The following is a 12998-nucleotide window of genomic DNA, read 5'->3' on the forward strand; positions in this document are numbered from 1 at the left end:
AGTATATTCTAAAATATAGATTAGATATGAAAAAGCTTCTATTTTTATTATGCGTTGTAGTAGCAGGCAGTATGTTTTACTCTTGCGAAAAAGATAATCTCGAAGGGCCGGATGCAATCTTTGCCGGCGAACTGAGAGACCGGAAGACCGGAGAACTCATTCAACAGGAGATATCGGACGGTTCCCGCGTTTATTTCATCGAACAGGGGTGGGGAGATAATCCTCCTGTTCAAAATATGGTCGTTAAAAAAGACGGAACGTTTTATAACGGTATGATTTTCTCCGGTGACTATAAAATCATCCTGAATCGTGGGAACTACGTTCCTTTGGATACCCTGGATATGAAAATAAAGCCGGGAAAGAATTATCAGGTCTTCGAAGTGAATCCTTATCTGCGGATCATTGAACCAGAAATATCTGTGATCGGAAGAAAGGTAGTGGCGAAATTCAAACTGGAGCAGGTGACCAGTAACGAGGTCTATCGCATTTCGTTGTTTGCACACTCTCACATCGATGTATCCAACAAACTGAATATTGTCAACCGGACAGAAGAACTGAACCGTTCCATTACCGATGGTGAGGCTTTCGAACTGTCTATCAATCTGGACGACTACACTTCCACGCTGGTTCCGGGCAAGAGTTATTATTTCCGGATCGGCGCACAGTCTCACGGAAGCGAGACAAAGTACAATTATTCGGCATCTGTACAGTTGGATATTTAGCATAAAAACGGAAAAGCCATGAGAAAGTATTTACAGTTGGTATTCCTTGCGGTCTCTGTCTTTTGTTCAGAGATATTGTTGGCAGAATCTCGTGATCCGGTCCGGATACTGGATTTGAGAACGCTCAATGAACTTGATCTGAAAGAACAGGAGAAGGCGGAGCAACTATGGGACATTATGCATACGACAGCTACTTTGCAAGGCATTGTGAATCGGAATAGTCCGAGATTGTACATTCGCTATGTCAAGAACGGGCAGGGAGAGAATGTCGATGATTATTGGTGGAATAAATACCGTCAGGCAGAACAGTGGCTGGCGGGACGTGATACGGTAGCTTACACGGAACTGTCGGATGTCGTGACCGTTTTCAGAAAAGAAATACGCGGGGTGGTTGTTTATGACTCAAAAGTAGCATCTACCAGTAATATTGCTTCATCTGTGGCGGGAATCGAGAATCTGATAGCTGTGCGCTATGACATATCTCCCAATAGTCTCTATACCCGTTTGGTACTGCAAGGACCGAAGCTGGCTGTGAAATGCTGGCTGGTGAACAAAGATGGTTCTTCTCTTTTCACGGGCAAAGGAAAGATTGCCGGAACCGGTCAACCTTCGACAGGATCTTTGAAAATCGATCCCTATGTATGGTTTATAGAGAAATACCTGAAGAAAGGGTTATGCAATACGGAGTACGCCGCTTATTACATCGACCAGTTCTGGCGTACCGATCCTACCCGGACGGTAACGAACCATCACCAGTTGACCAATCATGACTTTTTTGTCAGCAAGAAAGCTTTCTTCTTTGACCTTTCTCCTTGGGGAGACGAGCCGGCAACAGATGATCCGACACAAAAAGAAGGACTGGACTTGCAGATACTGGAAACTTTTCTGCAAGAAGCCTATAAGCAAAATAAAGGAGAGAAATTCTGCTATATCGGAGGTTTCCCGAGCTGGATTTATAAATATACGCAGCACGCCGGAGGAAAGCATGAAGATGTAGCTACTGAATGGGAATTTTCCCGTATTATCAGTGCTTATAACGCCTTTAAGGATGCCGATGCCATCGGACTGGGAGCATTGGCTAACTCCTCCTTCTGGCAACATTTTCCTCTTCAGGAAAAGTATCCCCAAAAGTGGGTGACACATCAGGAGCTGATGGACAGAGGCTATCTGAACAGTGACGGAACAATCAACTTCCAGGGACGGAACTTTATCCTCTTCTATGTAGGCGATTATGATTCCTCCTCCTGGATTGCTCAGACTACCCCTTTCCTGTGGGACGAACCCAGCCGGGGAGAAGTGCCTTTGATGTGGTCTGTCAGTCCTGTACTTGCAGAACGCGTTCCGATGGTGATGCATAATTATCGGGTGACTGCTACTCCGAATGATTATTTTGCCGCTGCCGACAATGGTGCCGGATATTTAATGCCGGGTATGTTGCAAGAGCCCCGGCCGGTGTCCGGATTGAAAAGCGGATTGAGTGCATGGGCAAAGCATTGCAGCAAATATTATCAGAAGTGGGGATTGACCATTACAGGATTTGTGATCGACGGCGAAGCCCCCGGACTGGATTCAGACGGATTGGACTGTTACGCATCGTTCAGTCCGAATGGAATAGTTCCGCAGAAGATGCCTTTGACATTGCTGCACAATGATATGCCGGTGATCCGGGCAGATTATGATATTGTAGATCAAGATTACCGCAAGGCAACGGATGTGATTGTGGAAAGAGTAGAGAAACGCCCGGTTCCTTTCCATTGGTTCAGAGCCATATTGAAGTCACCTTCCTGGTATAAAGGGATTTGTGATGAGTTGAAACAGCGGCATACGAATATTGAATTGCTGGATGCACCGACATTTTTTGAACTCTATCGTATCTATCTGAAGCAACATCCGAATGCTGCTGCCGGAAAGATAACGATGAACTAACCAAATTAATGAACAGACATATTCATATAGAATGATGATGAACAGATTGAATATAAAAAGAACAGTCGGCTCCTGTTTGATGGCGATGGCGTTTTTTTCGTGTACCCATACGGATCAGACGCCCGCGAAAGACTTTGTCGATTATGTAAATCCATATATCGGCAATATCAGCCATCTGCTGGTGCCTACTTACCCAACCGTACATCTGCCGAACTCGATGCTCAGGGTCTATCCGGAAAGGGGAGACTATACATCGGACAGGGTAAACGGCCTTCCGGTCGTGGTGACCAGTCATAGAGGCAGCTCGGCTTTTAACCTGAGCCCGGTGCAGGGAGAGGTATCCCGACCGATTGTATCTTACTCCTATGATTTGGAGAAGATTACCCCCTATAGTTATTCCGTATACCTGGATGAGGCTGATATACAGGTTGAGTATGCCCCTTCACATCAGGCTGGTATTTATCATATCAGTTTTGGGACGGAAGGTGATAATGCTTTGGTGGTGAATACGAAGAACGGAAAGCTGGTCGCTGAAGAAAAAGGAGTCAGTGGCTATCAGATTATTGACAACACTCCTACCAAAATCTATCTGTATCTCGAAACCAGTCAGCCACCTTTACGTAAAGGAGTACTGGCAGATGGAAAAGTTGATATGGAAAGTAAGGAAGGCAGTGCCATCGCTTTGTTTTATGGAAGCGAGAAGAACCTGAATCTACGTTACGGAATTTCCTTTATCAGTGCCGAGCAGGCAAAGAAGAATCTGCAACGTGACATCACCACCTATGATGTAAAGGAAGTGGCGAATGCCGGACGCAGGATGTGGAACGAGACATTGGGCAAGATTGTGATAGAAGGCGGTTCGGAAGACGAGAAAGAAATCTTCTACACTTCCCTTTATCGTACATACGAACGGATGATCAATCTTTCGGAAGACGGGAAGTATTACAGTGCTTTCGATGGCAAGATTCATGAAGATGGCGGAGTACCTTTTTATACAGATGACTGGATATGGGATACTTACCGGGCTACACATCCGTTGCGTATCTTGATAGAACCGCAGAAAGAACTCGATATGATTCGTTCATATATCCGGATGGCAGAACAGTCGGACAGAAGATGGATGCCTACCTTCCCCGAGGTGACCGGAGACAGCCACCGGATGAATGGCAATCATGCAGTGGCAGTTATTTGGGATGCTTATTGCAAAGGATTGAAAGACTTTGATCTGGAGGCTGCTTATGAAGCCTGCAAGGGAGCGATCACAGAGAAAACATTGTTGCCCTGGCTGAGATGTCCGTTGACGGAGCTCGATGAGTTCTATCAGGAAAAAGGATTTTTCCCTGCACTGAACCCTGGCGAAGAAGAGACTTGCAAGGCTGTTCATTCGTTCGAGAGGCGACAAGCAGTTGCGGTTATGTTGGGTAACTGTTACGATAATTGGTGTCTGGCACAGATAGCCAGAACATTAAACAAGACCGATGACTATAAGAAGTTTATGCGAATGTCTTATACGTACCGAAATGTTTATAATGCGGAAACGGGGTTCTTTCATCCCAAGAACAAGGACGGAAAGTTTATCGAACCGTTTGACTATCGCTATTCGGGAGGACAGGGGGCACGTGGCTATTATGGTGAAAACAACGGTTGGATCTATCGTTGGGATGTGCAGCACAATCCGGCGGATTTGATTGCCTTGATGGGTGGACAGGCTTCATTTATCGAGAGATTGAATCAGACATTCAATGAACCGTTGGGGCGGAGCAAGTTTGATTTCTATCATCAGTTGCCGGACCATACCGGTAATGTCGGCCAGTTCTCTATGGCAAATGAACCTTGTCTGCATATTCCCTATTTGTATAACTATGCTGGTCAGCCGTGGATGACACAAAAAAGGATTCGCGTTTTGCTGAACCAGTGGTTCCGTAATGACTTGATGGGCGTTCCCGGTGATGAAGACGGAGGTGGAATGACCGCATTTGTGGTATTCTCCATGATGGGCTTTTATCCGGTAACTCCCGGTTCTCCAACCTATAATATCGGCAGTCCGGTATTCAAATCCGCAAAGATGGAGGTAGGTGACGGACATTCTTTCGAGATCATAGCGGAGAATTATGCGCCGGACCATAAGTACATCCAGTCGGCTACCTTGAATGGAAAGCCGTGGAATAAGCCGTGGTTCAGCCAGTCGGATATTCAAAACGGCGGACGTCTGGTTTTGCAGATGGGAGATAAGCCCAATAGGAAGTGGGGGACAGCTTCGGACGCCGTGCCGCCTTCTTCAGAGAGTTTGCCGGAATAAAGTCAGAATAATAATATTAAAATCTAAAATATAACACAATGAAAAAGATGATTGTACTCACCAGTCTATGGTCGTTTTTATTTATCTTTTCCTTTTCAATGTTCGGTTGCAGCGAGGATGACGATGAATTTGGTACAACGGCCGAAAGAGGAAATGAAGTCCGTACTCCCCGTGTGGAGGAGATTAATGGAAAAGCAGTGGTCACCTGGATTGATCCTTATATTACAGACATCAAGGAGGTGCAGGTAAAAGATTTGCAGACTAATGAGCAGCAGACGGTTGCCAAAGGAGTGCAGAGCGCAGAATTTGCGATTACGGATAATAGCCTGTTGTCTTACCGATATGAAATGAAAGTTGTCAGAACGACCGGAGAGGTGTCTGCCGGAGTGACTGCCCGTTTGGTGAAGAACTGGGCGCAAAAGCTGCATCCTTTGATGGATTATCATAGTGATGCGACTCCTCAAAGTGGTATGTTCTTTAAAAATCAGCCGGTAGCGAAAGTGAATGTGTTCGATATTCGTGATGACGAAAACATATCGAAGCTGACTACCGCTGTCATGCAGGGAGTGATTAACCAGGAACAGGCACTGACTTATCTGATCTGGTTACAGCAGGATTTGACGCAGCTGGATGATGCCGAAGTGCAGTATGAAATGCAGCCTTTGGCGAATACTTCCCGCAACAGAGGTTTTGCGGCATTATATAATATGTACAAAGACCGCTTCAACTGCCTGGTAGTCTGGGATGAGAATCAGCCTTGGTCATGGAGTATGGCACAGATGATTTCGTCACAGGAGAAAGGTATTCCGGTTACGGAATCCATGAGAAAGTTTATAGAGGACGAGCTGGGAACAGGAAATCTGGAAGTTAGGGATATACGTAACCAATGGTCGTCAAAGGCAGAAGCTTATGGCTGGGCGATAGCGCACTATGCCGGCAAATGCCATCCGAAGCTAACCTTCTCCGGTGGATTGCGGAGTGATTATAAAGATAATCCGTGGAGAATGTACGATTACGTAGCTGCTTCTAAAGGTTTTGTTTTCTGGTTGGACGACTCTAATGGAGATGACAAACAGATCATGGATAATATCTTCAATAGCGGATCTTATCCGGTGGGTTCTTCGGTATTTGGTTATGGAATGAATGCCAATGGCGATGAACTGAACAAGATTACCAACATCCATAATGCAGGATTTGTGGTGAGTGACTATTATGCGAATGGCAGTTATTGGTGCAGTTTCCCGAGCAAAGCCTTCCAGCAGCGTAAAGGGATAGCCGGAGAAGTGAAGCCGGGTAAGATATATGTCGCTATCAGTCTGAGTGACGGAGATAATATTCAGTTCGATGCAAATTCTCTTTATCAGATATTCAAGGAAGGAAAGCGCAGAGGCGAAGTCCCCGTAGGAGTGACTTTGGCGGCAGGCTTACAGGAATTGAATCCGAAGTTGCTTGAATTCTACTATAAGAATATGACTCCGAACGATGAATTGACGGCAGGACCTTCCGGTTTCCAGTTTATCTATGGTGATTATTATGCGCAGAGCGGTAAATATGCGGAATGGCTGGAAATGAACAAGAAATGGTTATCCACCGCCGGTTTCCACACGGCGCATCTCTGGAATACAGACGAGCAGATGTATTTCGAACAATACATGAAGAGCAAGGCTGTCGATGTGATCATGGACGGATCTAACCGGACGCATACCACAGGCTCATCCTACAAATTGGTAGATGGCGTGGTGCGTATCGATCAGGGAACCATGTGCCGCAATAATGGAGACGTATACCGTGATCTGATGTCTGTATCTCCCAGCCCGCGGCGTCCTTTATTCCGGCATGTATATCTGTTGACCAACTATTACGGATTTGAAGGAAATAAAGTGGTGGTGTACGAGAGACTGATCAAGGAACTCGAACGGGTTGAACAGGATTGTCCGGATACGTATGAATTTATGCTCCCGATGGATTTGGCCGCTTCTATCAGGAAGTACATAGAAGAAGGCGGTATTTATTAAAGGAATTATAAACGAATCTAAAACAAATGAGATATGAAAAATAGATATAGTATCCGGTTACTGGTTATAGCCTTTCTTTCGGCTTTCGCTATGGGTATCTGCTACTCATGTTCGGATGATGACGGAGAAGGAGTGAAGGTATATGAGTATCGTGAACAGATAGGCAAGAAGATAAAAGTGTTGACCGACCTGCAGGCTGAATCCCAGTTCGGGCTTCGGGAAGGAATGTATCCTGAAACAAGCCGGGCGATTCTGGAAGAAGCGATAGCCAAGCTGAAAGATTTCCTTCAGACGATAAAAGAAGCGGGAGTGGCGGAAGCTCAGATTCCCGAAGAGACAGCCAGACTGCTGAAAGAATCGGACGAAAAGATAGCTGAGTTTAAAGCGACTGTCCGGACGGAAGACTTACTGGTTCCGGCAGAGCTGGAAGTAAGCGGAAAGAATGGCGGATATATTGACTTTGGCGCTCATTCGGAGTATTCCACATTCGGTGAAGTTGGCAAGCAGGCATTTACTGTTGAGTTTTGGGTAAAGCTGAAGGATGTAGAAGGCTTCTTCTATCTGATCTCTACCTTTACGGATGATGATACGAACAATCACGAGCGCAAAGGCTGGTGCGTGAATAGCTACAACTATGGTGGCAACAACATGCGTATGACATACGGAATGGGCTTTAATGACCTGATGGAACCTGCCTTCGGATTTACCACCATTAATGAGTGGGTACACTTGGCTGTGGTGACGGATGAAATCGGAGTAGACGGCGAGATGAATGGAGGCAGACCTGTCATGACCAAAATGTATATGAACGGTGAACTGAAACTGTCGACCACTTCTCATCAGGATGCTTCCAAACCATACGCTTCTAACGACAGCAATGTCCCGATGGTGGCATTTGGCGGCATGAGTGCTACAGGCAACCGTATCGGTGATAAAGGTGCTAACGGAAGTATGAAACATCTGCATATCTGGCGTGCCGCCAAGACTCAGGATGAAATCCGCCGGTTGATGGAGCATCCGGAGAATGTGACGGGCGAAGAGGACGATTTGGTTTGCGGATGGACTTTCGCGAAGATGGCGCTTGACGACCAGGAAATTAAAGACTTGACCGGAAAGTATACGGCAAAGCTGGTCGGAGACTATAAGTGGATTGAATTAGAATGATACGAAACAGAAAATACAGGATAGATATGAAAAATAACTATTTATATAATTGGGTAGTGATAGTGTTTATGATGCTTCAGATGCTGGCATTTACTTCTTGTTCTGATGATGATGACAATAGCGGCTGGCCGACGGAAACGGACAAGACCGAAATCTTCATAGAGCGCTTCAGTACATTGGTGACTAACCTGACTGCGCTGCGGGATGGAGCTACATATGGCGAACTGAAAGATAACTATCCGGTATCCAGTAAAGCCATGCTGGATGATGAGATTGCTTATCTGGAGGAAACGATCGCTAAACTGAAAGAAGGAAACAAAAAGTTGGCTGACAGTGAAGCCGACCGCATTATCCGTGAAGCTAACCAGATAGAGAAGAACTTCAGAGCGACTAGACGTACCGAAGACTTTTTACCGATTTCCGCTGAACTGTTGGTCAACGGAAAGAATGGCGGATACATTGATTTTGGTGTTCATCCGGAGTATTCAGCTTTCGGCGAGCAGGGGCAACAAGCATTCACAGTCGAGTTCTGGGTGAAGCTGACAGATGTGGACGAATATCTCAATAGCTTTGTATTCTTGCTTTCCACCTTTACGGATGATGATACGAAAGATCACGAGCGTAAAGGATGGGCGGTAAACAGTCACTTCGGCAGATTACGTATGACGTATGGTATAGGCTATAGTGACTTGTTTGAACCGGGCTTCTCGTTCAGCACACTAAATCAGTGGGTTCATGTGGCAGTTGTCACTAACGAGAACGGAGTGGACGGAGAAATCAGAGACGGAATCCCGGTGATGACTAAGATTTACGTCAACGGTCAGTTGATGTTGTCGGAAAGAGGCCGGGATGACCGTTTGCCATATACTTCGAATGATAAGGAAGTGGCTATGGTTGCCTTTACCGGACTTAGCGCAACAGCCAACCGTATCGGAGAAAAGAGCACCAATGGATGTATGCGTCATCTGCATATCTGGAAATCAGCGAAGACACAGGCCGAAATACAACATCTGATGGATACTCCGGAATCCGTGACAGGAAGCGAATCGGATCTAGTGTGCGGATGGACATTGAATAAGACTGTTTCGGATAACAATAACATCAAAGATCTGACGGGCAAATTCTCAGCCAGGCTGATCGGAGATTTTCAATGGGTAGAGAATAGATAATTGTTTTACGAACCGGGTAGTTCCCAAGGCCGTCGGATAGCTGGCTTTGGGACTACTTTCTTAAACAAACGAACATGAGGAAAGAACTTGTTTTTGTTTTATTGGCATTATTTCTGTGTGCCGGCTGTAACGGCAACAAAAAGAAAATGAACGGTGAACACGATTTGGATGCGGCAAACATTACGTTGGATGACCATACGATCAGTTTTTATTATAATTGGTATGGAAATCCGTCAGTGGATGGAGAAATGAAGCACTGGATGCACCCGATAGCCCCTGCTCCGGGACATTCGGGAGATGTCGGTGCCATATCCGGACTTAATGATGACATCGCCTGTAATTTTTATCCGGAGCTCGGAACGTACAGCAGCAATGATCCTGAAATCATTCGGAAACATATCCGGATGCATATAAAAGCGAATGTCGGTGTACTGTCTGTCACTTGGTGGGGAGAAAGCGATTATGGCAACCAAAGTGTGTCTCTCCTGCTGGATGAGGCTGCAAAAGTAGGGGCAAAGGTGTGCTTTCATATAGAGCCTTTTAATGGACGCAGCCCGCAAACGGTAAGGGAGAATATTCAATATATAGTGGATACTTATGGTGATCACCCGGCTTTTTACCGTACGCATGGCAAACCTCTTTTCTTTATCTATGATTCTTATCTGATCAAACCTGCCGAGTGGGCGAAGTTGTTTGCTGCCGGGGGAGAGATAAGTGTGCGTAATACCAAGTATGATGGTCTTTTTATAGGTCTGACATTGAAGGAAAGCGAGTTGCCCGACATTGAGACAGCGTGCATGGATGGCTTTTACACTTACTTTGCCGCAACAGGTTTCACAAATGCTTCTACTCCGGCCAACTGGAAATCCATGCAGCAATGGGCAAAGGCACATAATAAATTGTTTATTCCGAGTGTCGGTCCGGGATATATTGATACCCGGATTCGTCCTTGGAACGGAAGTACCACCCGCGACCGTGAGAATGGAAAATATTACGACGATATGTATAAAGCTGCCATAGAAAGCGGTGCTTCTTATATTTCGATTACGTCTTTCAATGAATGGCATGAAGGAACTCAGATAGAGCCGGCTGTCTCAAAGAAGTGCGATGCTTTTGAATATTTGGATTATAAACCATTGGCTGATGATTACTATTTGATAAGAACCGCCTATTGGGTAGATGAATTTCGGAAAGCAAGATCTGCTTCGGAAGATGTTCAATAATATGCTATATCTTGCCGGTTTTGCCCATTTGTAATTAAAATGTTCTATATTTGTGATACATAACTCAAATATAGAACATTATGGGTGAACTTTATGGCACATGTGCATTGCTTGCTGCAGTGTTGTTTTTTGTTCTGCTGCAAAAGTTTGAAAGCCGGTTCGGCAAGGTAGACAAAGAGCTTGGCGAGATAAAGAAACGAATGGACGACCTGCTCAAAGCTCAGGAGAAAATGGCTTCCGGCCCTGTAAGGGCCAAAGAGGATGTAACGGCAGAGACTTTGGACAATACGGATATACTGCCTTATGTAACAGAAGAATTGCCCGATTCGACAGTGACAGCCTTGAAGGAAGAGAAAGCTGTCGAAGAAAAAACTGTTGAAGGCATACAGCCCATTATGGCGGAAACTACGCCGCAGAAATTAAACGCTTCCCTTGAAAAAGAATCTGCTGAGGCTACTTTGCAGGAAACTTCTCCGGAAGCTCCTTTCGAAATACCGTCTGTTCCCAAACGGAAGCAGGTTAACTATGAAAAGTTTATCGGTGAAAATCTTTTCGGTAAGATTGGTATTCTTGTATTCGTCATCGGAGTCGGCTTCTTTGTAAAATATGCCATTGATAAAGACTGGATTAACGAAACATTGCGTACCGTACTTGGTTTCCTGACCGGCTCCGCATTGCTGGTAGTTGCCGAACGCCTGCAAAAGAAGTACCGCACATTCAGCTCCTTGCTTGCGGGTGGCGCCTTTGCCGTTTTCTATCTCACAGTCGCCATTGCCTTTCATTTTTATCACCTTTTCCCTCAGACGGTCGCCTTTACTATTCTGATAGCTATAACGCTGTTCATGTCTATCCTGTCCATTCTGTATGACAGGCGCGAACTGGCTATCATCTCACTTGTCGGGGGATTTCTGGCACCTTTCCTTGTTAGCACCGGGAATGGTAACTACCTGGTACTGTTCACTTATATGAGTATCTTGAATCTTGGAATGTTCGGACTGTCCATCTATATGAAATGGGGAGAACTTCCGGTGATTGCATTTGTTTTTACTTATGTGGTAATGGGAATCTTCCTGTTGACAGGCTTTACTACAGGATCGACACATATTTCCGTCCATCTCTTCATTTTTGCGACGCTGTTTTATTTCATCTTCCTCCTGCCGATATTATCGATACTCCGGATAGAAGCCGTGAAAAAGAACAGGGGATTGCTGCTGGTCATCATAACCAACAACTTCATTTATCTGCTATTGGGAATCCTGTTCCTGCGTAATATGGGACTGCCGTTTAAATCGGAAGGATTACTGAGTTTATTGATCGCTATCATCAATTTAGTTTTAGTCATCTGGCTACGGATGAGCAAGAAAGATTATAAGTTCCTCATTTATGCGATGTTGGGACTGGTACTGACATTTGTCTCCATCACTATACCTATTCAGTTGGATGGAAATTATATCACGTTGTTCTGGGCAGCGGAAATGGTTCTGCTGTTATGGCTTTACGTAAAATCGAGGATTGGAGTATACGAACGTGCTACACAGGTATTGATGGGACTGACCCTTGTTTCATATCTGATGGATATATATAATGTACTGATGACCTCTTCCTCCTCCGAAACCATTTTCCTGAACAGTTCTTTTGCTACTTCCCTGTTTGTCGGTCTGGCCACGGGAGCATTCGCTTTACTGATGGGGCGTTACCGTTCTCTCTTTACCGAAGCCCGTTATCTGAGATACACTCCCTGGAATTCGATCATGCTTCTTGCTGCTGCCGTTATCCTCTATTATACATTTATGGCAGAGTTTGCCTTGCACTTGGCAGGAGCTACAAGAAGCGGAATGATGTTGGCGTTTACTTCCGCTGCCATCTTCATCCTCAGCTATGCTTTCAAAAAGCGCTTCCCGATAGAACAATACATAATCCCTTATCTGGCAGCTATGGGAATGAACGTGCTGATATATGCGATCAATATATGGGGAGGCCAGGGGGCATACACGAGCCTGACTCCTGCTTTGCTCCGATGGCTTGCGGCAGCGTTTGTTATAGCTAACCTCTACTACGTTGCCCGTCAATACTATACATTAATAGGATTGAAAACTCCTTTCACCGTTTATCTGAATGTCCTGGCGCTCCTCCTTTGGTTGACGATGGCACGTTCTTTCCTCCTGCAAGCAGGAGTAGAGGATTTCGATGCCGGCTTCTCCGTTTCACTGAGTATCGCAGGATTTATTCAAATGGCACTGGGTATGCGTCTGCATCAGAAAGTACTGCGAATCATCAGTCTTTCAACTTTTGGAATCGTCCTGTTGAAGCTGATTCTGAAAGACTTATGGGCAATGCCAACAATCGGTAAGATCATTGTATTTATCATTTTAGGATTAATCCTGCTGATTCTCTCATTCCTTTATCAGAAACTGAAAGACGTACTCTTTAAAAATGATGAAGATGAAACAGATTGAGCATACTATATAATAAAGTAAAGG

The 12998-nt window shown here is 45.2% G+C and carries 8 protein-coding genes; all 8 read left to right on the forward strand.

Annotated features, from left to right (window positions below):
* Window positions 1-26: 26 nt before the first annotated feature.
* The 8 genes from ACHLI0_RS16955 to ACHLI0_RS16990 all read left to right on the forward strand — a co-directional run bounded on the left by ACHLI0_RS16955 (window position 27) and on the right by ACHLI0_RS16990 (window position 12974).
* On the forward strand, window positions 27-722 hold the full coding sequence (locus tag ACHLI0_RS16955) for a DUF3823 domain-containing protein (RefSeq protein ID WP_008760783.1): 696 nt from the start codon (window positions 27-29) through the stop codon (window positions 720-722).
* 18 nt (window positions 723-740) lie between these two features.
* Window positions 741-2648, forward strand: a complete 1908-nt coding sequence (locus ACHLI0_RS16960; protein WP_490749736.1) for a GxGYxYP domain-containing protein — start codon at window positions 741-743, stop codon at window positions 2646-2648.
* 31 nt (window positions 2649-2679) lie between these two features.
* The gene (locus ACHLI0_RS16965) at window positions 2680-4947 is read left to right on the forward strand and encodes a GH92 family glycosyl hydrolase (RefSeq protein WP_490749737.1); all 2268 of its coding nucleotides are present in this window, start codon (window positions 2680-2682) and stop codon (window positions 4945-4947) included.
* A 38-nt stretch (window positions 4948-4985) separates the two neighbouring features.
* Window positions 4986-6962, forward strand: coding sequence for a GxGYxYP domain-containing protein (locus ACHLI0_RS16970; protein ID WP_490749738.1), 1977 nt, complete (start codon window positions 4986-4988; stop codon window positions 6960-6962).
* A gap of 33 nt (window positions 6963-6995) precedes the next feature.
* Window positions 6996-8126: a DUF4972 domain-containing protein gene (locus tag ACHLI0_RS16975; protein ID WP_490749739.1), complete on the forward strand. Its 1131-nt coding sequence runs from the start codon at window positions 6996-6998 to the stop codon at window positions 8124-8126.
* Window positions 8127-8152: 26 nt separating this feature from the next.
* Window positions 8153-9295, forward strand: coding sequence for a DUF4972 domain-containing protein (locus ACHLI0_RS16980; protein WP_258983667.1), 1143 nt, complete (start codon window positions 8153-8155; stop codon window positions 9293-9295).
* A 74-nt stretch (window positions 9296-9369) separates the two neighbouring features.
* The gene (locus tag ACHLI0_RS16985) at window positions 9370-10518 is read left to right on the forward strand and encodes a glycoside hydrolase family 99 protein (RefSeq protein WP_048696344.1); all 1149 of its coding nucleotides are present in this window, start codon (window positions 9370-9372) and stop codon (window positions 10516-10518) included.
* Window positions 10519-10598: 80 nt separating this feature from the next.
* On the forward strand, window positions 10599-12974 hold the full coding sequence (locus ACHLI0_RS16990) for a DUF2339 domain-containing protein (protein WP_490749740.1): 2376 nt from the start codon (window positions 10599-10601) through the stop codon (window positions 12972-12974).
* The last annotated feature ends 24 nt before the right edge of the window (window positions 12975-12998 follow it).

The sequence above is a fragment of the Bacteroides sp. RCH18 genome (assembly GCF_058231005.1).